The sequence below is a fragment of the uncultured Paracoccus sp. genome (assembly GCF_947487305.1).
GTDB lineage: Bacteria > Pseudomonadota > Alphaproteobacteria > Rhodobacterales > Rhodobacteraceae > Paracoccus.
This window is the reverse complement of sequence record NZ_CANKWH010000010.1, coordinates 86,802-110,283: the sequence shown is the minus strand read 5'-3', so window position 1 is coordinate 110,283 and position 23,482 is coordinate 86,802. Positions and strand designations below refer to the sequence as shown.

Below are 23,482 nucleotides of genomic sequence, written 5' to 3'. Positions count from 1 at the left end.
CAGATCACCGGCGGGGCAGCATGGACAAGCGCGATACATCGGAACTCTTCCGCCAGCGGCTTCTGCAATTGCAGGCGCAGGCCGGCCTGTCGCAATCGGCTTTCGCCACCCGCATCGGCATCGACCGCTCGGCCCTGTCGCAGCTTCTGTCGGGGCGCGAGGTGCGGTTGCCGCGCGCCGAGACGCTGGTGGCGCTGTCGACGGGGTTCAATGTCTCGACCGACTGGCTGCTGGGACTGGCCGCCGATCCGGCCATCGCAACCGAGACCACCGACCGGATGGAGGTGCAACCGAGTGACGGCCATGCCGATCCGGCGCTGATCCAGCAATGGCACCAGGAAACGCTCGGTCAGAAGGTGCGCTCTGTCCCCTCGCGCCTGCCCGCCATGCTGCGCACCGCCGACGTCATCGCCTTCGAGACCGCCGGCGCGCCCGATGCGCGCGAACGGGCCGAGGCGCTGACTGCCCTGCAACTGGGCCACGTGCGGCAGGCGGAATCCGATCTGGAGATGTGCGTCTCGGTCCAGCGGATGCAGGAATTCGCGGTGGGCGCGGGCCTGTGGCGCGGTCTCAGCCGCGACCAGCGGCGGGTGCAACTGACCCATATGGCCGATATTCTCGACGAGCTTTATCCCAGCTTTCGGCTTTATCTCTATGACGGGCTGCGGGGCTTCCTGCTGCCGCAACTGCTGTTCGGTTATCAGCGGGCCGCGATCTTTGCCGGTGACATCTACCTGATGATCCGCGCCCGCCAGACCATCCGCGATCTGGTCCACGGTTTTGACGGACAGGTGCGTGCCGCCACAGTTCAGGCGCATGAGGTTGGGGACTTTCTGCGCAAACTGTGACTTTGGTCAACAATGGTGTTCCAACTTACCCGATTGCGCGAAAGGCGACACAGGCCGATCATCGCGCCATCAGATCAGGACGGCCGCCGATGAACGAGACCTCCCATGCCCGCCGTGGCCGCCGCGCTCCGCGTCAGGCCGGTGCACTCGAGCAGATGCCCTGGCGCATCCCGCTGAACACCGACGCACCGACCGAGCCCATCGGCCCGGATGGCGTAGAGGCCATCCATCGCGGCGTGATGGCGATCCTGCGCGATATCGGCATCGAGTTCCTGAACGACGAGGCGCTGGCCCTGTTCCGGCAGGCCGGCTGCAAGGTCGAGGGCCAGAACGTCCGCATGGACGAGGATTTCGTCATGGAGATGCTGGACCGCGCGCCCGGACCTTTCCCCATCACCCCGCGCAATCCCGACCGCCAGATCATCATCGGCGGCAAGCATATCGTCTTCGTCAATGTCAGCTCGCCCCCGAACAGCTGGGACATGATCCGGGGCAAGCGTTCGGGCGATTTCGACACCTTCCGCGACTTCATGAAGCTGACGCAATATTTCAACTGCATCCATGTCGCCGGCGGCTACCCGGTGGAACCGATCGACATCCACCCCTCGGTCCGTCACCTCGATTGCCTCTACGAAAAGCTGACCCTGACCGACAAGGTGGTCCATGCCTATTCGCTGGGGCGCGAGCGGGTCGAGGACGTGATGGAGATGGTGCGCATCGCCGGGGGCCTGACGGACGAGTCCTTCCGCGATACGCCGCGCATGTATACGAACATCAACTCGGTCAGCCCGCTGAAGCATGACTTCCCGATGATCGACGGTGCGCTGCGCTGCGCCCGCGCCGGGCAGGCGGTGATCGTCACGCCCTTCACGCTGGCAGGCGCGATGGCACCAGTGACGCTGGCGGGCGCGGTGGCCCTGTCGCTGGCCGAGGGGCTGTCGGCGATCGCGCTGCTGCAATATGCGGCGCCCGGCTGTCCGGTGGGTTTCGGCACCTTCACCTCGAACGTGGACATGAAATCCGGCGCGCCGGCCTTTGGCACGCCGGAATACATGCGCGCCACCCAGATCAGCGGCCAGATGGCGCGCTTCTATGGCCTGCCCTTGCGCTCCTCAGGCACCTGCACGTCCAATATCCCTGATGCACAGGCGATGTGGGAAACCTCGAACTCGCTCTGGGCGGCGGTGCAATCTGGCTCGAACCTCGTCTATCACGCCGCCGGCTGGCTCGAGGGCGGGCTGATCGCCAGTCCCGAGAAATTCGTGCTGGATTGCGAGGTGCTGCAGATGATCCAGCGCTATATGGAGCCGCCTCTGTGGCAGACCGCGCCCGAGGATATCGCGCTGGATGCCATCGCCGAGGTCGGGCCGAACGGCCATTACTTCGGCTGCGCCCATACGCAGGAACGCTATACCAACGCCTTCTATTCCCCCATCGCCTCGGACTGGCGCAATTACGAGGCCTGGGAACTGGCCGGGGCCGAGGACAGCATCGCCCGCGGCCATCGCATTTCCCGCGAGATCATCGAGAATTTCACCCCGCCGCCGATGGACGAGGGGATCCGCGAGGAATTGTCGGATTTCGTTGCCCGGCGGAAGGCCGAGGGCGGCGCGCCCACGGATTTCTGAGCCAGCGTGCAAGGCGATTGGGACCACATCATCGTCGGCGCCGGCTCGTCCGGATCGGTCCTCGCAGCGCGTCTGGCCGAGGCCGGGCGGCGGGTGCTGCTGATCGAGGCGGGGGGCAGCGACCGGCGGCTGTTCGTTGAGATGCCGCTTGGCTATGGAAAGCTGTTCATGGACCCCGGCGTCAACTGGAACTACGCGGCCGAGCCCGATCCGGGGCTGAACGGCATAAGCGACCACTGGCCACGCGGCAAGGTGCTGGGCGGGTCATCCTCGATCAACGCGATGGTGTGGATCCGCGGCCATCCGGGCGATTACGACGATTGGGCAGCGGCGGGAGCGAGCGGCTGGGGCTGGTCGGAGGTTCTGCCGGCCTTCCGCGCGCTCGAGGATAACGAGGCCGGCGCGGATGAGTGGCGCGGCACCGGCGGCCCCCTGCACATCGCCGCCTGCCGGGACGGGATGCACCCGCTGACCCGGGCCTTCCTGGCGGCGGCCGGTCAGGCCGGGCTGCCGCAGAACCCCGATTTCAATGGCCGCGCGATGGAAGGCGTGGGCCCCTATCAGCAGACCGTCAAGGGTGGTCGCCGGAACAGCGCCGCCCGCGCCTTCCTGCGCCCGGCGCGAGAGCTTCCCGGGCTGAAGGTGATGACGGGCGCGCAGGTGACGCGGGTGGTCTTCGAGGGCTCGCGGGCGGTCGGGGTGGAATATCGGCAGGGCGACAGCCTGCAAGTCGCGCGCGGCGGCGAGGTGATCCTGTCGGGCGGCGCGATCAACACGCCGCAACTCCTGATGCTCTCGGGCATCGGACCGGGGGCGGCGCTTCAGGCTCTGGGCCTGCCGGTGCTGGTCGAAAATGCCAATGTCGGCGCGCATCTGAGCGATCATCAGGGCATCAACTATACCTGGCGCGCGACCATCCCCAGCCTGAACGACCTCTTGCGTCCGTGGTGGGGCAAGCTGCGGGTCGGGGCCGAATGGTTGGCGCTGCGGCGCGGGGTGCTGGCGCGCTCGATCAACCATGCGGGCGGTTTCTTTCGCACCGATCCGGGTCAGGCGCGGCCGAATATGCAGCTCTACTTTCAGGCCTTCTCGACGCTGTTGCCGCGCGCGGGCGAGAGGCCGATCCTGACGCCGGACCCGTTCTCGGGCTTCTCCATCGGTCTGTCGAACTGCCGCCCCCGTTCGCGGGGTGCGATCACGCTCGCCTCGCCCGATCCGGTCGTGGGGCCGCGCATCACCGCCAATGCCTATTCCCATGCCGAGGACGTGGCCGAGATGCTGGCGGCGGTGAAATTCCTGCGGGTCATCGCCGCGCAACCCGCCATGCGCGCGCTGATCGCCGAGGAATTGCGGCCCGGTCCCGAAAAGCAGGACGACGACGCCCTGATCGACGACCTGCGCTCGCGCTCGGGGACGGTCTATCACCCCAGTTGCACCGCGCGGATGGGCGGCGATCCGGCGCTGTCGGTGCTGGATGCGCGGCTCAGGGTGCGCGGGGTCGAGGGGCTTCGCGTCTGCGATGCCTCGGCCTTCCCCAGCCTGCCCGGCGGCAATACCAACGCCCCGGCCATCCTGATGGGCTGGCGGGGCGCCGACATCGTGCTGGACCGGGTATGAACCCTAGCGCTCTCCAGTCGCCCGCACCGAGTCGCGGTCCATGCAGCGTGCCACCCAGTCCTTGATCGCCGGGGTCGCCGGCAACTGATCGCCGAACCACGCGAAAGGTCCGGCGCAGAGCAGATCGGCGGCGCTGTATTTGTCGCCCAACAGATAGGGCTGCTGCGACAGCACCTCGTCCAGCCGCTGGATGGCGGTGTCATAGTCGCGCAGGCTGGCCTTGATCGCCGGATGATCCACCTCTGCCCAGCTGAGGATCGCCACCGGCTCGAACACGCCCTGATACCAGGTCAGCCACGAGAGATAGCGCCCGCGCTGCGGATCGCCGACCGAGCGGCCGAGACCGGCAGCGGGAAAGCGGTCGGTCAGGTAAAGGACGATCGCCGCCCGTTCGCGCACGAAATCCTCGCCATCGACCAGGTAGGGCACCTTGCCCTCGGGATGCGGGTTCGCCGGATCGCGCCCGCCCGAGCCGTCCTGACGCGGGATCGTGACCTCGACCGTCTTGATCTCACCCCCCGCGCCCAGCTCGTGGATCAGCTGCCGGATACTGGTCGAGCGGCTGTTCGGGGCGTGATAAAATGTCAGCATGGCTTGTCTCCTTCGCCTTTGATGCGCATGGTCTAGCCCGGTTCTGCTGACAGAAGGTGACAGGATGGCCCGGACCGACCGGCTGATGCGGCTGATGGACGCCATGCGCCGCCTGCCCGCACCAGTGACCGCCGCGCGGCTGGCCGAGGAAACCGGCGTCTCGCCCCGGCAGCTTTACCGCGACATCGCCACGCTGCGCGCGGGCGGCGCGCTGATCGATGGCGAGGCGGGGCTGGGCTATCGCCTGACCGAGGACCCGGCCTTGCCGCCGCAAAGCTTTTCCCGCCTCGAGATCGAATCGCTGCATCTGGCGGTGATGGCGCTTGGCCGGATCGGCGATGACGAGCTGACCGATGCCGGTCGTGCGGCGCTGGCGCGGATCATCGCCACCCTGCCCGAGCGCCAGTCACAGCAGGCCCTGCACGCGATCATGCACAGCTTCGCCCCCCAGCCCGACCGCGCGCCGCCGCAGGTCGATCTGGCGGCGATCCGCGAGGCCTGCTGGCAGGAACAGGCGATCGAGATCGACTATACAGACCTCAATGGCGCGACCAGCACGCGGGTGATCTGGCCGCTGGGGCTCAGCTATTCCGAACGCTCGCTGCTGGTTCTGGCGCATTGTCGACTGCGGATGGATTTCCGCATGTTCCACATCAACCGCATCACTGCGCTGCGGCAATCGGGCGAAAGCTTCCGGCCGCGGCGGGTGGCGTTACTGCGCGAGTATCGCCAGTCCCGCCGCGATGAGGCGCATATCAGGCCGCCACAGGGGTAAAGATCGCCGTTGCCGGATCAACGCGATAGCGGTTCAGATGCCGGCCGGCATGGGCGGCCAGATCGGTGATGGCATCAAGAATCGCCTCAATCTCGGTCGCCGGGGCGGCCCAGCAGAGGTTCAGGCGGACGAAGCCGGGTTTCTCGATCTCTTCGCCGGACAGGATCGCGGCGCGCAACCGCTGCGATTCATCCTCGCCGATGCCCAGCAGGCGATGGACATAGGGGCCGGCGCAGGCGCAGCCGCCACGTGCCTGCACGCCGTAAAGGTCCGACAGCATCCGCGTTGCCAGTTGCTGATGAACATATCCGCCCTGCCCGTCACCAATGCGGAAGGCGAGAATCGGCAGATGCGCGGCCTCAGGATTGCCCAGAAGATGCAGGTTCGGCACGGCGCGCAGCCGTTCGGTCCGGTCCAGCCAGTCGGCATGGCGCGCATCGATGGCCGCCTGCCCGATGGCATCCTTCAGCGCAAAGACCAGCGCGGCGCGGATGTCACCGACGACGTTCGGCGTCCCGGCCTCCTCGCGCGCCTCGACAGCGAGTGCATAGTCATGGCCGCTGCCATTGACGAAGCGCACCGTGCCGCCACCGGGCAGCGTGGGCCGATCGGCCACCACCGAAGCGCGGCGCAGGATCATCACGCCCGAGGCGCCCGGCCCGCCGATGAACTTGTGCGGCGAGGCGACGACGGCATCCATGCCCAGCCCCATGTCGATCGGCAGATAGGGCGCACCGCCGGCATAGTCCCAGACCGACAGCGCCCCGGCCTGTTTCAGCGTCGCCGTAACCGCCGCCACATCGGTCAGCGTCCCGGTGACGTTCGAGGCCGCCGAGAAGGAGCCGAGCACCGGCCCGTCAGCCGCCGCCAGCGCCGCTTGCAGCGCGCCCATGTCGGGGCCACCCGTCGTGGCCTCGGGGATCTCGATCACCCTTGCCCCGCTTTCGCGCCAGGGCAGGATGTTCGAATGATGCTCATAGGGGCCGATCAGCACGGTCCAGCCCGGACCCACGCCGAAAAGATGCACCAGCCGGTTCAACCCCGCCGTCGCACCCGAGCCGGTGAAGACCACCGCATGATCCGCCCCGCCGCGCACGCAGCGCAGGATCTCGGCCCGCGCGGCGCGGCGCAGCCGGGTCATCATCCCGCCGCAATGGCTGGCCTCGGTATGGCTGTTGGCATACCAGGGCAGCACTTCCTCGATGATCGCCGTCTCGACCTGCCGCAGCGCCCGGCCGGAGGCAACGTAATCGGCATAGATCATGCGGCGCGGCCCGAACGGCCCCTCGATCACCGCATCGCGGCCGATGACACCGTGATGCAGCGCTTCGATACCACCCAGCCCCGCCCGAAACCGATCAAAGAATGTCATGCCGCCTACGCTGATTTTTCTGCATCATGACCCGTGGTGTGGCGATCAGATGTTCCTTTCTCACGGCAGGATCACTATATTTCCGATCAAATGAACGATGAAACGATAATCCTTGACGAAATTGACCACCGCATCCTTGCCGCGCTGCAACAGGATGCCACTCTGTCGCAACGCGCGCTGGCCGAGCGGATTGGGCTATCGCAGAATGCCTGCTGGCGGCGGTTGCAGCGGCTGACCGAGGCGGGGGTCTTGCAGGGCAGCCGCGCGGTGATCGATGCGGGTCGGGTTGGGCTGCATCTGACCGTCTTCGTGATGATCCGCACCCGCCACCATGACGATGCCTGGGCGCGCAAGTTCCGCGCGCGGGTCGAATCGATCCCCGAGATCACCGAGTTTCACCGCATCGGCGGGGAATGGGATTACATGGCGAAACTGGTGACGACCTCGATGGCGGGCTATGACCGCTGCTACAAGGCCCTGATCGCGGACATGGATCTGGAGCGCGTGACCGGGGTTTTCTCGATGGAAACCCTCTTCGATGCACGGCCCTTGCGCATCCCGCGTTGATTTTCACGAAATGTTCCGCATATTTCCCCTATGCGCGCCGACCAGATCCTGCACCCCACGCCAGCGGGCCTCTATTGCCCGCAAGGGGATTTCCATATCGATCCGCTGCGGCCGGTGCCGCGCGCGCTGATCACCCATGGGCACGGCGACCATGCCCGGGCCGGGCATGGGGCGGTGCTGGCGACGCGGCAAACGCTGGAGATGATGGCGATCCGCTATGGCGATGATTTCGCCGGGCAGCGGCAGGCGGCCCAGGGGGCGATCCGCATTGGCGATGTGAGCGTCAGCTTTCACCCGGCGGGGCATATCCTCGGCTCGGCGCAGATCGCGGTGACGGCTGACGCGGGGCCGAAGATCGTGGTCTCGGGCGATTACTGCCGCACGCCGAATCCGACCTGTGCGCCCTATGAGCCGGTGCCCTGCGATATCTTCGTGACCGAGGCGACCTTCGGCCTGCCGGTCTTTCGCCATCCCGATCCCATGGCCGAGATGGCGCGGCTGCGGGCCAGCATGGCGGAGTTTCCCGAACGCCCGCATCTGATCGGCGCCTATGCGCTTGGCAAGGCGCAGCGGGTCATCGCGCTGGCGCGGGCGGCGGGCATTGATGGGCCGATCGCCATTCACGGCGCGATGCAGCGGCTCTGTGATTATCACGTTCAGCAGGGGATCGATCTTGGCCCGCTGGTCCCGGCGACGGCGGACCAGGTGAACGCGCAACTGGTCATCGCCCCGCCCTCGGCCTTTGCCAGTCCCTGGGTCCAGCGTTTCGCCGATCCGGTCATCGGCTTCGCCTCGGGCTGGATGGCGGTGCGCGCCCGTGCGCGGCAGCGGGGCGTCGAACTGCCGCTGGTCATCAGCGATCATGTCGACTGGCCGCAGGTGACGGCAACCATCCGCGAGCTTGCCCCGGAAGAGGTCTGGATCACCCACGGCACCGAAGACGGGCTGATGCGCTGGTGCGAGATCGAGGGGTTTGCCGCCCGCCCGCTGCGACTGTTGGGCTATGAGGACGAGCCGGAATGAGGGGTTTTGCGACCCTGCTGGAACGGCTGGCCTTTACCCCGGCCCGCAATGGCAAGCTGCAATTGCTGCGGCACTATCTCGAGGTCACGCCCGACCCGGATCGCGGCTATGCGCTGGCGGCGCTGACCGGCGATCTGAGCCTGCGCGCGGTGACGCCCAGCCTGTTGCGCGGGTTGGTGGCCGAACGGGTGGACGCGCAGCTTTTCGCCCTGAGCTACGATTTCGTCGGTGATCTGGCCGAGACCATCGCGCTGATCTGGGACAGCAACCGCGACGAGGACCTGCCGCTGCATCGGGCGGTCGAGCTGTTGCAGACGACCGGAAAGGCGGGCCTGCCCGCCGCCATCGCTGGTGTGCTGGACCGGCTGGGGCCATCGCAGCGGCTGGCCTTCCTGAAGCTCGCCACCGGCAATATGCGGGTGGGCCTATCGGCGCGGATGGCCCGGATGGCGCTGGCGCAGATGGGCGGGCCGGGCGTCGCCGCGATCGAGGAGATCTGGCACGGGCTGACCCCGCCCTATCAGCCGGTTTTCGACTGGATTGCCGGTGGCGCGCGCCCGGAACAGGCGGCGAAGGCGCCGTTCCGGCCGGTGATGCTGTCGACGCCGACCGATCTGGATCAGCTTCGCGCGCTCGATCCCGCCGACTATCTGGCCGAATGGAAATGGGACGGCATCCGGGTGCAGGCGATCAATGACGGGGGCGTGCGGCGGCTGTTCTCGCGCACCGGCGAAGAAATCTCGGCCAGCTTTCCCGATGTGATCGCGGCGCTGAATTTCGATGGCGCGGCGGATGGCGAACTCTTGGTGCGGCGCGGGGCCGAGGTCGCGCCCTTCGGCGACCTGCAGAAGCGCCTTGGCCGCAAGGCGGTCAGCAAGGCGATGCTGGCCAGCCATCCGGCGGGGCTGCGGCTTTATGACCTGATGATCTGGCAGGGAAGCGACCTGCGCGACCTGCCGCTGTCAGAGCGTCGCGCGGTGCTGGAAGGCACCGATTTCGGGTCTGAACGAATCGATATCTCGCCCCGGCTGGACTTTGCCACATGGGACGATCTGGCGGCGCTGCGGGCCGACCCGCCGGATGCGGTGATCGAGGGGGTGATGATCAAGCGCCGCGACAGCGCCTATGTTGGCGGGCGCCCGCGCGGGCCGTGGTTCAAGTGGAAGCGCGATCCGATGGTGGTCGATGCGGTGCTGCTTTACGCCCAACGCGGGCATGGCAAACGCTCCGGCTTTTACAGCGATTTCACCTTCGGCCTGTGGTCGGGCGATCAACTGCTGCCGGTCGGCAAGGCCTATTTCGGCTTCACCGACGAGGAATTGCGCGAGCTTGATCGCTTCGTGCGCAACCACACCACCGACCGCTTCGGCCCGGTGCGCGCGCTTGAGCCGAAACTGGTGCTGGAAGTGGCATTCGAGGGCGTCAACGCCTCGAGCCGGCACAAATCCGGCCTCGCCATGCGCTTTCCCCGGATCAGCCGCATCCGGTGGGACAAGCCCGCCGCCGAAGCTGACCGGCTGGAGACCCTGAAGGCGATGATCGGATGAGCCGGTGCCTTTTCCCGTCAGGGCCGGATGATCGCGGCGATGCGCGCGGCAATCGCCGCACTGCCCTTGGCCGAGGGGTGAATGCGGTCGAGCGCGTGGTAGGAGGTGTCGCCGGGCGTTGGAACCAGGTCCGACAGCCTGAGGAAGACCATGCCCGGATCGCGGGCATCCAGCCGCGCAAGGCGGCGATCAAGCTCGTCCCCGATCGGGCCGCAATGCTCGATCGGCGAGGTAAAGCCGGGGCTGCGCAGGTAGCCGGTATGGATGACCTGCGCGCCATCCGCCCTGATCTGCGCCACCAGCCGGGGGATGGCTCCCTGCGTCGCATCCTCCGAGATCAGCGCGTCAAGCTGAGGCTCGCAATCGCTGCAGCCACAGCCGAACAGCAGGTTGTTCCCGCCGCCATCCATCACCACCCAATCCCAGTTTCCGGACCGGTATTGCCGCGCGATGGTGGCGTGGCTGCCCTGAGCCGCCGGCTTGCCGCCGAGGTCATGAACCGCGCCCGAGACCGAATTGTCCCTGACCGGCTCGCCCAGCTGGGCCGACAGCGCCTTGGCGACCGAGGCGCCGCGCAGCCGGTTCCAGGCCATCAGAGAATCGCCGATCACGAGGATACGCGCCGGGCCCGTGCTGGCGCCGGGCGGGGCGGACATGCAGGCGGTCAGGGCCAGCAGGCACAGCAGCAGACGCCACCTCATCGCCGCAGAAAACTCCGTCAAATCAGACCTATGGTCGTTCACCGCCAGATTAGCATGGCGGCGAGATTCGCGACAATGGCGCGTGCAGGGGGTAGGTCAAGATGACGCTGCCGCCGCGCTTTCAGGACTGGTTTGCCCGTCAGGGCTGGCAGCCGCATCCGCATCAGCTGGCGCTGCTCGAGGCGGGGGGCGACACGCTGCTGATTGCGCCGACCGGAGGCGGCAAGACGCTGGCGGGGTTCCTGCCCAGCCTTGTCGATCTGGACGGTGGGGCACATCAGGGGATGCACACGCTTTACGTCTCGCCGCTGAAGGCGCTGACGGCGGATATCGCCCGCAACCTTGCACGACCCGTCGCCGATCTGGGGCTGGCGATCCGCATCGAGGACCGGACCGGCGACACCCGCCCGGCGCAACGGGCGCGGCAGCGGGTCGATCCACCCGATATCCTGCTGACCACGCCGGAATCGCTGGCCCTGATGCTGTCCTATCCCGAGGCTCCGGCGATCTTCGGCGGACTTCGCCGCGTGGTGCTGGACGAATTGCACGCGCTGGCCGAGAACAAGCGCGGCGATCAGCTGATGCTGGGGTTGGCGCGACTGCGCAGCCTTGCGCCCGGGCTGCAGGTCACTGGCCTTTCTGCCACGGTCGAGGACCCTCAGGCGCTGGCCGGGTTCATGGGCGGGGCGCAGGTGCTCGAGGCCGATCCCGGCCCCGATCCCGACATTGCCATGCTGCCCACCGCGAGCCCCGCGCCCTGGGCCGGGGGGGGCGGGCATCACGCCATTCCCGAGGTGCTGGATCAGGTGCGGCAGGCCAACACCACCATCATCTTCATCAACACCCGCGCGCAGGCCGAGCTGTTTTTCCAGGCGCTCTGGGCCGCGAATGACGAGAACCTGCCCATCGGGTTGCATCACGGCAGCCTTGCCCGCGAGGCGCGGCAGCGGGTCGAGGCGGCGATGGCGGCGGGGCAGCTCCGGGCGGTGGTGGCGACCGGCAGTCTCGATCTGGGCATCGACTGGGGCGCGGTCGATCTGGTCATCCAGGTCGGCGCGCCGAAGAACGTGAAGCGGCTGGTGCAGCGGATCGGACGGGCGAACCACCGCTACAACGCCCCCTCGCGCGCCCGCATCGTGCCGGCCAACCGCTTCGAGGTAATCGAATGCGTGGCGGCGCTGGAGGCGGTGGCGGAACGCGATCTCGACGGCGACCCGCGCGGGCCGGGGCCCTTGGATGTGCTCTGCCAGCACATTCTGCTGACCGCCTGCGCCGGGCCGTTCGAGGCCGATGCGCTTTACGCCGAGGTCATCACCGCCGGCCCCTATCGCGCCCTGACCCGCGCCGATTTCGATGCCTGCCTCGATTTCGCCGCGACCGGGGGCTATTCGCTTCGGGCCTATGACCGCTGGCAGCGGCTGATGCTGCGCGACGGGCTGTGGCGGATGCGCGACCCGCGTGCGGCGCGCGATCTGCGCATGAACATCGGCACCATCGTCGAGGCCGAGATGCTGAAGGTGCGCTTTCGCGGGCGTGGCGGCGCGCCTCTCGGCGAGGTCGAGGAGGCCTTTGCCGCAAGTCTCGAACCTGGAGACACCTTCCTGATCGGCGGCCAGACCGTGCGCTATGAAGGCCTGCGCGAGATGGTGGTTGAGGTGACCAGACAGCCGACCCGGAAGCCCAAGATCGCGGTGTTTTCCGGGGTAAAGCTGGCCACCTCGACGCAGCTCTCGCATCGGGTGCAGGCGCTGATCGGCGATCCGTCGCATCACCACGCCCTGCCCCGGACCACCCGCGACTGGCTGGCGCTGCAGTCCGAGGTCAGCGCCCTGCCCCGTCCCGGCGTGCTGCAAAGCGAAAGCTTCCGCCATGACGGCCTGTGGCATTTCGCGCTGTACGGCTTTGCCGGGCGGAACGCGCTGCAGACGCTTGGCCTGTTGATGACGCGCATGATGGAGGAAGCCGGGCTGGGGCCGCTGGGGTTTCTCTCGACCGATTACGCGCTGCTGATCTGGTCGCTCGATCCGGTGATCGATCCCGCGCCGCTTCTGGACCGCGAGGGGCTGCGCACGGGGCTGGGCGACTGGCTCGGCAGCAATGCGGTGATGAAGCGCACCTTTCGGACCGTCGCCACCATCGCCGGGCTGATCCAGCGCAACCTGCCGGGCCAGCGCAAGACCGGGCGGCAGGCGACCTTTTCCAGCGATATCCTTTACGACACGCTGAGGAAATACGACCCGGATCACCTGATGCTGCGCATCACCGCCGACGAGGCGCGGCGGGGGCTTGTGGATTTCGACCGGATCGAGGAGATGCTGGACCGCTCGCCCCGGCTGGATCACCGGATGCTGGATCGGGTGTCGCCGCTGGCGGCGCCCCTGCTGCTGGAGGTGGGCCGCGTGCCGATCGCGGGACAGGGGCGCGAGCGGCTGGCCGAGGCCGAGGCGGCGGCGCTGATGGCAGAGGCGGGACTGGCGTGACGGGATATGTGTTCGACTTTGCGGGACAGCGGCTCGAGGCGCGGGCCTCGGGCGCGCTGTGGTGGCCGGACCGCCGCTGGCTGGTCGTGGCTGACCTGCATCTGGGCAAGTCCGAACGGATGGCCCGGCGGGGCGGCGCCCTGCTGCCGCCCTACGAGGTCGCAGCCACGCTGGACCGGCTGGGGGCCGAGATCGCGGCGACCGACCCTACGACAGTCATCAGCCTTGGCGACGGGTTCGATGACGACGCGGCGGGGCGCGAGCTGGCGGATGATATCTGCGACCGGCTGCACCGGTTGGCCGAGGGGCGCGACTGGGTCTGGATCACCGGCAATCACGATCCCGGCGCGGTGCCGGAGCGACTGCCCGGGCACAGCTTGCCCGAGATGGACGCCGGCATCACTCTGCGCCACGAGGCGGGTGCAGGGCCGGATATGTCCGGGCATTTCCACCCCTGCATCCGGCTGGCCGGGCAAAGGCGTCGCTGTTTCCTGATCGGGCGCGATCACCTGATCCTGCCGGCCTTCGGCGCCTATACCGGCGGGCTGATCGCCGATCACCCGGCGCTGGCTACGCTGGTGCCCGAGGGGCTGGCGGTGGCCTGCGGCGCGCGGGCGCTGGCCCTGCCGATCGGGCAGCGTCACCGGGCAGGAGAAAGGCCGGCGCGCGAGGGCGGCCGGCCTTGCTGGTGTCGTCTTGGTCGGATCAGAAGCTGAAGTTCAGACCGAGCTTGATATTGTGATGCTCGGGGGTCGCAACGGTGCGGAACGCCGAGTCGTCATCATTGTTGAAGTTGACGTCCGTCTTGCCGAAGTTGCGATACTGCCATTCTGCAAAGACCGAGGTGCGCGTGTTGAGCTTGCGTTCGACACCCAAACCCAGCGAATAACCATTCGCCGTATAACCCTCGGTCCGCGAAGCTCCACCCTGGCTGACTTTGTACTCGAAATCGCCACGCACAAGACCTGCGGTACCATAGACCATCGTGTTCGGACTGGTCAGGTAGCCGGTCTTGAACTGAAGACCCAGAATATGGTTCACCTTGGATTCGACATCGCCGCTGAGATCCAGTTCGACATTCTCACCTTCGAAGATATAGCTGTCGGTGTACACGACCGAATCGGTATCATCGACGCTGCCCATTTCGGCCCAAAGCTCGGGCCCGAACACCCAGTTGTTGCGTTGCCAGCGATAGCCAACCTGCAGGCCAGCGGTCGGGCCGGTAACGTCGACTTGACCAAGTTTCGTTCCACGGGCCACGCTCATGTCGCCTTCAAAAGTCTCCCACCCGATCTCGTCATCCGCACCGAAGCTATACCCCAGCGAGCCGCCGGCATAGGCGCCGGCCCAGGGTGCGACCGGGGCATCCACCACCGGGGCGATGATCGGCGCGGGCTCGACCGGGGCGGTGTAGCCGCCGGCATGGGCAACAGGCGCCAGCAGCGCGAGAACGGCGGCCGCGGCAAAGGGGGATTTGGAAATCGTGAACATAAAACAGCTCCTTGGAGACTAGTTGGCGCGCGCTGTATCGAGGGCACCAGAGGCGGGGGAATAGTTGCCAATAGAATGCACCTTTGCCGGTGTTCTCGGCCAGCACCTTTTGCGATCCGCCGGATTTTACGGCAGATCGCGGCATATTCGACACAGGAAATGCGCAGTTTTTCGCGCGCCGGTAGATCTAGATATCCAGGTTCTCAACGCTCAGCGCGTTCTGCTGGATGAACTCGCGGCGCGGTTCGACAACGTCACCCATCAGCTTGGTGAACAGGTCCTCGGCCTCGGCCAGATCCTCGATCCTGACCTGCAGCATGGTCCGGGCATCGGGGTCCAGCGTGGTCTCCCACAGCTGTTCCGGGTTCATCTCGCCCAGACCCTTGTAGCGTTGCAGCGACAGGCCCTTTTCGCCCTCGAGGAAGATCGCCTGCAACAGACCAAGCGGGCCATGAATCGGCAGGTCGCGGTCCTTGCGCACCAGATGCGCAGTGGCGCCATAGATATCCTGCAGCGCCTTGGTCATCTCGCCCAAACGGCGGCTTTCCCCGCTGCGCAGCATCGGACCGTCCAGCGTGCGGTTTTCTTCGACTCCGCGCAGCATCCGCGCCAGTCGAATGCCGCCATCCTGCGTCGGACGGCCGGACCAGCCGCGCTCGTATTCCGCGCCGATCAGGTCCAGCCGCGCGGCAACGGCGTTGGCCACGCCCTGAGCATCGGCATCGACCCGGCCCGGCAGCAGCGCGCCGGCGATCGCCGCCTGTTCGGTGATATGGGGCGGGTAATGGGTCGGATAGGTGCGCAGGATGCGCCGGACCAGCCGCGCCTCTTCCACGACGCGGCGCAGGTCGTTGCCGGTCAGCTGCTCGCCGCCGGCCAGAACCAGCGACGCACCCTCCAGACCCTGCTCGATCAGGTAATCCTCCAGCGCAGCCTCGTTCTTCAGATAGACCTCGGAGCGGCCGCGCCCGACCTTATAGAGCGGCGGTTGCGCGATATAGAGATGGCCGGCCTCGATCAGCTCGGGCATCTGCCGGAAGAAGAAGGTCAGAAGCAGCGTGCGGATATGCGCGCCGTCCACGTCGGCATCGGTCATGATGACGATCTTGTGGTAGCGCAGCTTGTCCAGGTTGAACTCGTCGCGCCCGATGCCGGTGCCAAGCGCCGTGATCAGCGTGCCGATCTGTTCGCTGGAGAGCATCCGGTCGAAGCGCGCGCGCTCGACGTTCAGGATCTTGCCGCGTAGAGGCAGCACGGCCTGGTTCTTGCGCGAACGGCCCTGCTTGGCCGAACCGCCGGCCGAGTCCCCCTCGACGATGAACAGTTCCGACAGCGCCGGGTCCTTTTCCTGACAGTCGGCCAGCTTGCCGGGCAGGCTGGCCACGTCCATCGCGGTCTTGCGCCGGGTCAGTTCGCGGGCCTTGCGCGCCGCCTCGCGGGCCAGCGCCGCCTCGACGATCTTGCCGATGATCTGGCGCGCCTCGGCTGGGTTCTCCTCGAACCATTCCGACAGCTTCTCGCCCACCAGACCCTCGACCGCAGGGCGGACCTCGGACGACACCAGCTTGTCCTTGGTCTGGCTGGAGAATTTCGGATCGGGCACCTTGACCGACAGCACGCAGGTCAGACCCTCGCGGGCGTCATCGCCGGTGAAGTCGATCTTCTCGCGCTTGGCGATGCCGCTGTCCTGCGCGTATTTGGTGATCACCCGGGTCAGCGCGCCACGGAAACCCGCCAGATGGGTGCCGCCATCGCGCTGCGGGATGTTGTTGGTAAAGGGCAGCACGGTTTCGTGGTAGCTGTCATTCCACCACATCGCCACTTCGACGCCGATGCCGTTCTTCTCGCCGGTCATGAAGATCGGGTCCGGCATGACCGAGGTTTTCGAACGGTCCAGATAGCGCACGAATTCGCGCACGCCGCCCTCGTAGAACAGTTCGGTATGCAGCGGTTCGGCGGGGCGGTCATCCTCGAGAATGATCTTCACGCCGCTGTTCAGGAAGGCCAGTTCGCGCAGCCGGTTTTCCAGCGTCTTGAAGACGTAATCCAGATTGCTGAAGGTCCCGTTCGGATCGGTCTGGCGGTTCGAGGCGAGAAAGCGCACCTCGGTCCCCTTCTCGCCCGGTTGGGCATCGCCCACCACGCGCAGATGTTCGACCGTCTCGCCCTTCTCGAAGCGGGCGTAATGCTCCTTGCCATTGCGCCAGACGCGCAGTTCCAGCCAGTCGCTGAGCGCGTTCACCACCGAGACGCCGACCCCGTGCAAGCCGCCCGAGACCTTGTAGCTGTTCTGGTCGAATTTACCGCCGGCATGAAGCTGGGTCATGATGACCTCGGCCGCCGAAACGCCTTCGGTCGGATGCAGGTCGACCGGGATGCCGCGGCCGTTGTCGCGCACCGAGACGCTGTTATCGGCATGGATCTTGACCTTGACGAAGTCGGCATGTCCTGCCAGCGCCTCGTCGATGCCGTTGTCCACGACCTCGTAAACCATGTGATGCAGGCCCGAGCCGTCATCCGTATCGCCGATATACATGCCGGGGCGTTTGCGGACGGCTTCCAACCCCTTGAGAACCTTGATCGAATCGGCGCCGTATTCAACGGGCTGGGGGGCGGTGTCGGTCATGCGAGAAAATTCCTGTTCATCTGCGCCCGATATAGTCATTCGCCGGGGTAAAGTCACGGGAAAGGCACTGTATTTCGGGGTATTTGGCGGCTTGAACGCGAATTCTTGCGCAAGCCTGCGGATCGGCGTCTAAAAGAGCCGGACAAGGGACGGGAACGGGTGCCAATCATGCGATGGATTCGGATTTTGCTGGTCATCCTTCTGACGCTGCTGCTGGTCTGGGTCGCGGGACGGATGATCTTTGCCGTGCCCTCGACCGAGGGGCGCGCGGTCGAAAGCGCCATTCCCTTCGACCCGACCACCACGCTTGGTCCGCAGGCGGTCGAGGCGATGTCGGCCCATGCCGGGAAAAGCGGCGTGGTGCCCCTGCCCGACGGTCAGGGCGCACTGATGAGCCGGATGAAGCTGGCCGAAGGGGCGGAACGCTCGATCGATGCGATGTATTACATCTGGCACGACGACACCTCGGGGATGTTGCTGCTGGACGCGCTGCGCGATGCGTCCGAACGGGGCGTGCGGGTGCGCCTGCTTCTGGATGACAATGGCATTGCCGGGATGGATCAGATGCTCGCGGCGCTGAACGCGCTGCCGAATTTCTCGGTCCGGCTGTTCAACCCATCCACGGTGCGCAATCCGAAGGGTCTGGGCTATGTGCTTTATCCGCTCAGGATGAACCGGCGGATGCACAACAAGGCCTTTCTGGTCGATGGCGCGGTGGCGATCGTGGGCGGCAGGAATATCGGCGACGAGTATTTTGCCATCGGTGATGTGCCGGCCTACCTGGACCTGGATGTGCTGGGCGTGGGCGACGTGGTCACTGACACGGCCGCGATCTTCGACCAGTACTGGAACAGCGAGCCGGTTCTGGCGCTGGAACAGGTGATCGCGGGTCCGGGCGACATGGCAGCGTTCGACAAGGGGGTGGCCGAAGCCGCAGCCACGCCCGAGGCGCAGACGGTCATCAAGGCCGAGGCCAGCGCCGGCGAGCGGCTGGTTCGCCGCAACGCGCCGCCGATGGAATGGACCGAGGTGCAGGTGGTCGCCGATGACCCGATCAAGGGCATGGGCACGCATTCGCGCGAAGATCTGATGATGTCGCGGCTGGGGGCGATCCTTGGCAGCGTGACCACGCGGCTTGACCTGATCTCGGCCTATTTCGTGCCGGGCAAGGCGGGCAGCGGCTTCTTTTCGAAGCTGGCAGAATCGGGCGTGGATGTCCGCATCATGACCAATTCCTGGCAGGCGACCGATGTGCCGATGGTTCATGCCGGCTATGTGAAATACCGGCGCGAGCTGCTGGAAGCCGGCGTTACCCTCTATGAGCTGAAGCCGATCGAAGGCATTGCGCAGGGCCGGGCCGAGCTGCGCCCGAGCGGCTTTTCCGGCTCGAGCCTGCATGCCAAGACCTTTTCGGTTGACGATCGGCGGGTCTTCATCGGCTCGTTCAATTTCGATCCCCGCTCGGCCGCGCTGAACTGCGAGATGGGCTTCCTGATCGACAGCCCCGCCATCGCCAAAGCCGGCAGCACCGCGCTGACCGACGGGTTGTCTAGGCGCAGCTTCCAGCCGGAACTTGAGGGGAACAAGATGGTCTGGCGCGACCCGCAGCCCGATGGCAGCGTGATCACCCTCGAGCACGAACCCGATCTGGATGTCCTCGATCGGGTGGCGGTCTATGTGCTGAACGTGCTGCCGATCGAGTGGCTGCTGTAAGGCCTCAGCCGGCGAGCAACTGGCTCAGCCCGATGACGCTGCCCACGGCGATCAACAGACCGCCCGAGACCATGTTCATCATCCGCATCCCCGAGGGTGTTGCCAGCCTCTGCCGCGCTGCCGCCACCGCAGCCCCCATGCCCATGTTCAGCACGAAGGGAATCGCCGCCGACATGGCAACGATCAGCACCACATCGCCCGCGGTGATCTGTGCCAGACCGAAGAACCCCGGCAGCACGCCGATATAGAACAGCGCCGCCTTGGGATTGCCGGCAATCGCCAGCAGGCCCGCGGTGAAGCCCGCCCAACGCCCGCGTCTGGTCAACCGGCTGTCGCTGCCCACCGGCTGGCTGGCGCTGCGGATCAAGAGGATACCCATGCCGATGAAGACGGCGGCGGCGATCCAGCGCAGCGCCTCGAGCAGAACCACGCTTTGCGCCACGATTACCGACAGGCCGAAGATCGCCACAAGCGGCCAGATCATGTCGCCGATGGCCACGCCGATCGCCAGCGGCCAGACCCCGGCAAAGCCCGAGGACAAAGCCCGCGCCATGATCGCCACCCAGACCGGTCCGGGGGTCAGCCAGATCGCCACCATGGCCCCGGCGTAAAGCCAGATCGATTCGGCAGAGAGGGTCATTCGATCTCCTCGGCGGCAGAGGCGCCGCCCGTCTTGGTCACATTCAGCCGCCTTGCCTCGGGACCGAAGGCTTCGAACAACTCGGCCCCGGTCCCGGTCAGCAAGGATTGCGCCGGCAGCGCGGCAATCTCGGCGTAAAGGGCGGCGCGGCGGTCGGCGTCAAGATGGGCCGCCACCTCGTCGAGCAGCAGCACGACCGGCTGATCGGTCAGCGCGCGGGCATTGGCGAGGATCAGCGACAAGAGCAGGGCCTTCTGCTCGCCGGTCGAGCTGAGCGCGGCGGGCATGTCCTGCGGTCCCCAATGCGCGCCCAGATCCGCGCGGTGCGGGCCGGTCAGGCTGCGCCCGGCGGCCAGATCGCGGGGGCGCATCGCGGCCATGCGCGCGGCGATGCTGGCCGGATCGGCATCATCGGCAAAGCCCTCGCCCGGCAGCAGCGTCAGGGTTGCGGCGGGAAACTGCGTCGCGCCCTCGTCCTGCGCAGCACTGATCGCGGCGATGGCCGACAGGCGGTTGCGGGTCAGCGCCGCGCCCGAGTCCGCCATCTGCGTCTCGAGCGCGCGAAACCAGCCCGGATCGCCGATCTGGTCGCGCAGAAGCCGGTTCCGCTCGCGCATGGCCTTGTCATAGGCCAGGGCGATCTCGGCATGGTCGGGGATCAGGCTCAGCGTCACCCGGTCAAGGAAGCGCCGCCGCGTCTCGGGCGCGTCCGACCACAGCCGGTCCATCGCCGGGACCAGCCAGATCACCCGCAGCAGCCGGCCAAGCGCCACCTGCGGCACGGGCTTGTCGTCGATCAGGACAGAACGGCTTTGCCCCGGAAGCGCCTCGGTGCCGACCTGCTGATCCCCGATCCCGGCGCGGATACGCCAGCCGGCTTCCACTCCCTGCCGCGCCTGATCGCCCGGCGCGGCATTGCGCAGACCCCGGCCCGGGGCCAGCATCGACAAAGCTTCAAGGATATTGGTCTTGCCCGATCCGTTCGCGCCGAAAATCGCGACGGGGCGGTGATCCAGGTCGAGGGCGAGGCGCGGCCATGACCGGAACTGCGCCAGGGACAGGTGGCTGAGCGTCACACCCGCATCGGCATGACGACATAGACGGCGCTGGTATCGCCGCCCTCGCGGATCAGCGCGGCGTCGCCCGAGCCGTTGAACAGGAAGACGGCATTCTCGCGGTCCACCTGGCTGGCGATTTCCTGCAGGTACTTGGCATTGAAGCCGATTTCCAGCGGATCATCGGCATAGGCCACGGCCAGTTCCTCGTCCGCCGCACCGGCATCGGGGGCGTTGACCGACAGGATCAGCCGGTCCTCGTCCAGCGCCAGCTTGACCGCGCGCGAACGTTCGCTGCTGACGGTGGCGACGCGGTCGACGGCCTTGGCGAAATCGCCGGCATCGACCTCGAGCTTGCGGGTATTGCCCGAGGGAATGACGCGGCTGTAATCGGGGAAGGTGCCGTCGATGACCTTCGAGGTCAGGGTGATGGTGGCGGTGGCGAAACGCACCTTGGTCTCGCTGACCGAGACCGCGATGGCGGCATCATCCTCGTCCAGCAGCTTGCGCAGCTCGGCCACGGTCTTCCGCGGCACGATCACGCCGGGCATGTTCGCGGCGCCCTCGGGCAGGGGCGCGTCGATCCGGGCCAGACGGTGGCCATCGGTCGCCACGCAGCGCAGCACCGGACCCTCCTCGGATTGCGCCACATGCATGTAGACGCCGTTCAGGTAATAACGCGTCTCCTCGGTCGAGATGGCGAATTTCGACTTGTCGAAGAGCCGCCGCAGCACACCCGCCGGGGCGCTGAAATTGGCGGCATATTCGGTCGAGGCCATGACCGGGAAATCCTCGCGCGGCAGGGTCGCGAGGCTGAAATTCGACTTGCCCGCCTGCACCGTCAGCCGGCCTGCCGCGTCATCCGAGGCGAGTTTGACCAGCGACCCGTCGGGCAGCTTGCGGGCGATTTCGTTCAGCATGGCGGCGCTGACCGTGGTGGCACCGGGACGTTCGACCTGCGCGGGGGCGCGATCGACCACCTCGGTATCCAGATCGGTGGCGCGGAAGCTGACGCCCTCGGCCGTCGCCTCGATCAGCACATTGGCGAGGATCGGGATGGTGTTGCGGCGTTCGACGACGGATTGGGCCTGTGAGACGGCCTTGACCAGAACCGCGCGCTCGATCGAGAATTTCATGTCCGTCCCTCACCTTGCCGGACCCCTTGCCCGGACCCGCTTTGTAGCCGCCCTTGCGGGCGGTCACAAGAATTTCAATTCAAAAGCGGGGGCGGTCAAGCCTCGAGCAGGCGCTTCAACAGGTCCAGATCCTCGGACAGCGCCTCGTCGCTGGCAGCCAGTTCCTCGATCTTCTTCACCCCATGCATGATGGTGGTATGATCGCGCCCGCCAAAGCGGCGGCCGATCTCGGGCAGCGAGCGGTTGGTCAGCTGCTTGGACAGGTACATGGCGATCTGGCGCGGCCGGGCGACATTGCGCACGCGCTTGGGCCCGATCAGGTCGGCCAGACGGATGTTGTAATGCTCGGCCACCTTGCGCTGGATCTCTTCGATCGAGACCCGGCGATCCGAGGCGCGCAGGATGTCGGTCAGGCATTCCTGCGTCATGTCCAGCGTGATCTCGCGCCCGATCAGGCTCGCGAAGGCGAACAGGCGCTGCAACGCCCCTTCCAGCACCCGAACGTTCGAGGTGATGCGGTGGGCGAGGAATTCCAGCACGCCGGGCGCCATCTCGAGGCCGGGATATTGCTGGCGGAAGGCCTCGGTCTTGGATTGCAGGATGCCGAGGCGCAGCTCGTAAGTGGTCGGGTGGACATCGGCCAGAAGGCCGCAGGAAAGGCGCGACTTGATCCGCTCCTCCAGCCCCTTGATCTCGCCCGGCGCGCGGTCGGCCGAGATGACGATCTGTTTGCCCTGATCGACCAGCGCGTTGAAGGTGTGGAAGAATTCTTCCTGCGTCGATTCCTTTCCGGCGATGAAATGCACGTCATCGACCATCAGGAGATTGACCGAACGGAACATCTCCTTGAAGTCGAGGATGCTCTTGTCCTTCAGCGCCTGCACGAAGCGGTACATGAACTGCTCGGCCGAGAGATACATCACCTTCGCATCGGGATGGCGGGCGATGTATTCGCTGGCGATGGCATGCATCAGGTGGGTCTTGCCCAGGCCGACGCCGCCATAGAGAAACAGCGGGTTGAAGCTGACCGGCCCGCCCTCGGCCACCCGGCGCGCGGCGGCATGGGCCAGCTCGTTCGGCTTGCCGACGACGAAATTCTCGAAGGTGAAGCGCGCATCCAGCGGCGCGCCCAGATCGACGGTGCGGGTGGCGGCGCTGGCGGCGGCCTCGGCGCTGGCAGGCTCGACCGCCGAGGCGGTCATCCGCCCTGCACGCACGGGCGCGGCGGCCGGCGCGGCCGCAGCCGGGCTGGTCGGGCGATTGGCCGAGATGGTGAAGCGCAGACGCTCGGCCCGGTGGCCGCTGCGCTGCAATTCGCCCAGAATCGCGGTGGCGAAATGGCGGTTGACCCAATCGGACATGAAGCGGGTCGGCGCCGCGAATTCGGCGATTCCGTCATCAAGGCTGACCAGCCGCAACGGCTTGATCCAGTGATTGTAGTTATTCGCCCCGACGGAATTCTTGAGATTTCCACATGCCTGCCCCCAGATACTGTCCATTCGCCAACGCCTTGTCGTTTCTTCTGCCCCGGTTCTGCCCCCCGTTCGGGGTGACAGCCGCGATCCTTGCCGACGCGCCATGGTCTCAGCCTCTGGCGGCAGACATGCACGGCCCGCGACAGAATATGTCGCTGCCGAAGCCGTCAGGCCGTACCAGATCACACGTCTTCCCA

At 66.7% G+C, this 23,482-nt stretch carries 19 protein-coding genes; 10 read left to right on the top strand and 9 right to left on the bottom strand.

Annotated features, from left to right (window positions below):
* The first annotated feature begins 20 nt into the window (after positions 1 to 20).
* From Q1A36_RS13420 to Q1A36_RS13410, 3 genes are all read left to right on the top strand, one after another.
* Positions 21 to 848 carry a helix-turn-helix transcriptional regulator gene (locus tag Q1A36_RS13420; RefSeq protein WP_299844896.1) on the top strand — a complete coding sequence of 276 codons (828 nt, stop codon included), beginning with the start codon at positions 21 to 23 and terminating at the stop codon, positions 846 to 848.
* An 89-nt stretch (positions 849 to 937) separates the two neighbouring features.
* A complete protein-coding gene (locus Q1A36_RS13415) occupies positions 938 to 2,476 on the top strand; it encodes a trimethylamine methyltransferase family protein (protein ID WP_299844893.1) in 1,539 nt (512 codons plus the stop codon).
* Positions 2,477 to 2,482: 6 nt separating this feature from the next.
* Positions 2,483 to 4,093: a GMC family oxidoreductase N-terminal domain-containing protein gene (locus Q1A36_RS13410; protein ID WP_299844890.1), complete on the top strand. Its 1,611-nt coding sequence runs from the start codon at positions 2,483 to 2,485 to the stop codon at positions 4,091 to 4,093.
* Positions 4,094 to 4,096: 3 nt separating this feature from the next.
* Here the strand turns inward: Q1A36_RS13410 and Q1A36_RS13405 are convergent, their stop codons facing one another.
* The gene (locus Q1A36_RS13405) at positions 4,097 to 4,684 is read right to left on the bottom strand and encodes a glutathione S-transferase family protein (protein ID WP_299844887.1); all 588 of its coding nucleotides are present in this window, start codon (positions 4,682 to 4,684) and stop codon (positions 4,097 to 4,099) included.
* Positions 4,685 to 4,748: 64 nt separating this feature from the next.
* Between Q1A36_RS13405 and Q1A36_RS13400 the strand changes: the two genes are divergently transcribed.
* Complete coding sequence (locus tag Q1A36_RS13400; protein WP_299844884.1) at positions 4,749 to 5,459, top strand: YafY family protein; 711 nt, start codon at positions 4,749 to 4,751, stop codon at positions 5,457 to 5,459.
* On the opposite strand, the gene Q1A36_RS13395 is transcribed toward Q1A36_RS13400, so the two are convergent.
* Positions 5,440 to 6,831 carry an aminotransferase class V-fold PLP-dependent enzyme gene (locus Q1A36_RS13395; protein ID WP_299844881.1) on the bottom strand — a complete coding sequence of 464 codons (1,392 nt, stop codon included), beginning with the start codon at positions 6,829 to 6,831 and terminating at the stop codon, positions 5,440 to 5,442. The two genes, Q1A36_RS13400 and Q1A36_RS13395, sit on opposite strands and share 20 nt — an antisense overlap.
* Positions 6,832 to 6,921: 90 nt before the next feature.
* Between Q1A36_RS13395 and Q1A36_RS13390 the strand changes: the two genes are divergently transcribed.
* The 3 genes from Q1A36_RS13390 to Q1A36_RS13380 are packed head-to-tail and all read left to right on the top strand — an operon-like array spanning position 6,922 to position 9,968.
* Positions 6,922 to 7,398 carry an Lrp/AsnC family transcriptional regulator gene (locus Q1A36_RS13390; protein WP_299844878.1) on the top strand — a complete coding sequence of 159 codons (477 nt, stop codon included), beginning with the start codon at positions 6,922 to 6,924 and terminating at the stop codon, positions 7,396 to 7,398.
* A 30-nt stretch (positions 7,399 to 7,428) separates the two neighbouring features.
* Positions 7,429 to 8,421, top strand: a complete 993-nt coding sequence (locus Q1A36_RS13385) for a ligase-associated DNA damage response exonuclease (RefSeq protein ID WP_299844875.1) — start codon at positions 7,429 to 7,431, stop codon at positions 8,419 to 8,421.
* Complete coding sequence (locus Q1A36_RS13380; protein ID WP_299844872.1) at positions 8,418 to 9,968, top strand: cisplatin damage response ATP-dependent DNA ligase; 1,551 nt, start codon at positions 8,418 to 8,420, stop codon at positions 9,966 to 9,968. The genes Q1A36_RS13385 and Q1A36_RS13380 overlap by 4 nt, the downstream gene beginning before the upstream one ends.
* A 17-nt stretch (positions 9,969 to 9,985) precedes the next feature.
* On the opposite strand, the gene Q1A36_RS13375 is transcribed toward Q1A36_RS13380, so the two are convergent.
* On the bottom strand, positions 9,986 to 10,669 hold the full coding sequence (locus tag Q1A36_RS13375; RefSeq protein ID WP_299844869.1) for an SGNH/GDSL hydrolase family protein: 684 nt from the start codon (positions 10,667 to 10,669) through the stop codon (positions 9,986 to 9,988).
* A gap of 101 nt (positions 10,670 to 10,770) precedes the next feature.
* Between Q1A36_RS13375 and Q1A36_RS13370 the strand changes: the two genes are divergently transcribed.
* On the top strand, positions 10,771 to 13,149 hold the full coding sequence (locus Q1A36_RS13370; protein ID WP_299844866.1) for a ligase-associated DNA damage response DEXH box helicase: 2,379 nt from the start codon (positions 10,771 to 10,773) through the stop codon (positions 13,147 to 13,149).
* Positions 13,146 to 13,865: a ligase-associated DNA damage response endonuclease PdeM gene (gene pdeM, locus Q1A36_RS13365; RefSeq protein ID WP_299844863.1), complete on the top strand. Its 720-nt coding sequence runs from the start codon at positions 13,146 to 13,148 to the stop codon at positions 13,863 to 13,865. Before Q1A36_RS13370 ends, pdeM begins: the two co-directional genes overlap by 4 nt.
* On the opposite strand, the gene Q1A36_RS13360 is transcribed toward pdeM, so the two are convergent.
* Both Q1A36_RS13360 and gyrB read right to left on the bottom strand, forming a co-directional pair.
* Positions 13,855 to 14,640, bottom strand: coding sequence for an outer membrane beta-barrel protein (locus Q1A36_RS13360; RefSeq protein ID WP_299844860.1), 786 nt, complete (start codon positions 14,638 to 14,640; stop codon positions 13,855 to 13,857). The genes pdeM and Q1A36_RS13360 overlap by 11 nt on opposite strands.
* A gap of 187 nt (positions 14,641 to 14,827) precedes the next feature.
* Positions 14,828 to 17,266, bottom strand: coding sequence for a DNA topoisomerase (ATP-hydrolyzing) subunit B (gene gyrB / locus Q1A36_RS13355; RefSeq protein ID WP_299844857.1), 2,439 nt, complete (start codon positions 17,264 to 17,266; stop codon positions 14,828 to 14,830).
* Positions 17,267 to 17,434: 168 nt separating this feature from the next.
* Between gyrB and Q1A36_RS13350 the strand changes: the two genes are divergently transcribed.
* Positions 17,435 to 18,979 (top strand): phosphatidylserine/phosphatidylglycerophosphate/cardiolipin synthase family protein, encoded by a 1,545-nt coding sequence (locus tag Q1A36_RS13350; RefSeq protein WP_299844854.1) that lies wholly within the window; start codon positions 17,435 to 17,437, stop codon positions 18,977 to 18,979.
* Positions 18,980 to 18,983: 4 nt separating this feature from the next.
* On the opposite strand, the gene Q1A36_RS13345 is transcribed toward Q1A36_RS13350, so the two are convergent.
* The 4 genes from Q1A36_RS13345 to dnaA all read right to left on the bottom strand — a co-directional run bounded on the left by Q1A36_RS13345 (position 18,984) and on the right by dnaA (position 23,309).
* Complete coding sequence (locus Q1A36_RS13345) at positions 18,984 to 19,619, bottom strand: LysE family translocator (protein ID WP_299844851.1); 636 nt, start codon at positions 19,617 to 19,619, stop codon at positions 18,984 to 18,986.
* Positions 19,616 to 20,695: a DNA replication/repair protein RecF gene (gene recF / locus Q1A36_RS13340; RefSeq protein WP_299844848.1), complete on the bottom strand. Its 1,080-nt coding sequence runs from the start codon at positions 20,693 to 20,695 to the stop codon at positions 19,616 to 19,618. Before recF ends, Q1A36_RS13345 begins: the two co-directional genes overlap by 4 nt.
* The gene (gene dnaN / locus Q1A36_RS13335; protein WP_299844847.1) at positions 20,692 to 21,810 is read right to left on the bottom strand and encodes a DNA polymerase III subunit beta; all 1,119 of its coding nucleotides are present in this window, start codon (positions 21,808 to 21,810) and stop codon (positions 20,692 to 20,694) included. The genes recF and dnaN overlap by 4 nt, the downstream gene beginning before the upstream one ends.
* 95 nt (positions 21,811 to 21,905) lie before the next feature.
* Positions 21,906 to 23,309 (bottom strand): chromosomal replication initiator protein DnaA, encoded by a 1,404-nt coding sequence (gene dnaA / locus Q1A36_RS13330; protein WP_299844844.1) that lies wholly within the window; start codon positions 23,307 to 23,309, stop codon positions 21,906 to 21,908.
* Between the last annotated feature and the right edge of the window lie 173 nt (positions 23,310 to 23,482).

Coding starts and splice junctions, on each gene's coding strand:
- Q1A36_RS13420 (WP_299844896.1), top strand. CDS start 21: ATGGACAAGCGCGATACATCGGAACTCTTCCGCCAGCGGCTTCTGCAA.
- Q1A36_RS13415 (WP_299844893.1), top strand. CDS start 938: ATGAACGAGACCTCCCATGCCCGCCGTGGCCGCCGCGCTCCGCGTCAG.
- Q1A36_RS13405 (WP_299844887.1), bottom strand. CDS start 4,684: ATGCTGACATTTTATCACGCCCCGAACAGCCGCTCGACCAGTATCCGG.
- Q1A36_RS13400 (WP_299844884.1), top strand. CDS start 4,749: ATGGCCCGGACCGACCGGCTGATGCGGCTGATGGACGCCATGCGCCGC.
- Q1A36_RS13395 (WP_299844881.1), bottom strand. CDS start 6,831: ATGACATTCTTTGATCGGTTTCGGGCGGGGCTGGGTGGTATCGAAGCG.
- Q1A36_RS13390 (WP_299844878.1), top strand. CDS start 6,922: ATGAACGATGAAACGATAATCCTTGACGAAATTGACCACCGCATCCTT.
- Q1A36_RS13385 (WP_299844875.1), top strand. CDS start 7,429: ATGCGCGCCGACCAGATCCTGCACCCCACGCCAGCGGGCCTCTATTGC.
- Q1A36_RS13380 (WP_299844872.1), top strand. CDS start 8,418: ATGAGGGGTTTTGCGACCCTGCTGGAACGGCTGGCCTTTACCCCGGCC.
- Q1A36_RS13375 (WP_299844869.1), bottom strand. CDS start 10,669: ATGAGGTGGCGTCTGCTGCTGTGCCTGCTGGCCCTGACCGCCTGCATG.
- Q1A36_RS13370 (WP_299844866.1), top strand. CDS start 10,771: ATGACGCTGCCGCCGCGCTTTCAGGACTGGTTTGCCCGTCAGGGCTGG.
- Q1A36_RS13360 (WP_299844860.1), bottom strand. CDS start 14,640: ATGTTCACGATTTCCAAATCCCCCTTTGCCGCGGCCGCCGTTCTCGCG.
- gyrB (WP_299844857.1), bottom strand. CDS start 17,266: ATGACCGACACCGCCCCCCAGCCCGTTGAATACGGCGCCGATTCGATC.
- Q1A36_RS13350 (WP_299844854.1), top strand. CDS start 17,435: ATGCGATGGATTCGGATTTTGCTGGTCATCCTTCTGACGCTGCTGCTG.
- Q1A36_RS13345 (WP_299844851.1), bottom strand. CDS start 19,619: ATGACCCTCTCTGCCGAATCGATCTGGCTTTACGCCGGGGCCATGGTG.
- dnaN (WP_299844847.1), bottom strand. CDS start 21,810: ATGAAATTCTCGATCGAGCGCGCGGTTCTGGTCAAGGCCGTCTCACAG.
- dnaA (WP_299844844.1), bottom strand. CDS start 23,309: ATGGACAGTATCTGGGGGCAGGCATGTGGAAATCTCAAGAATTCCGTC.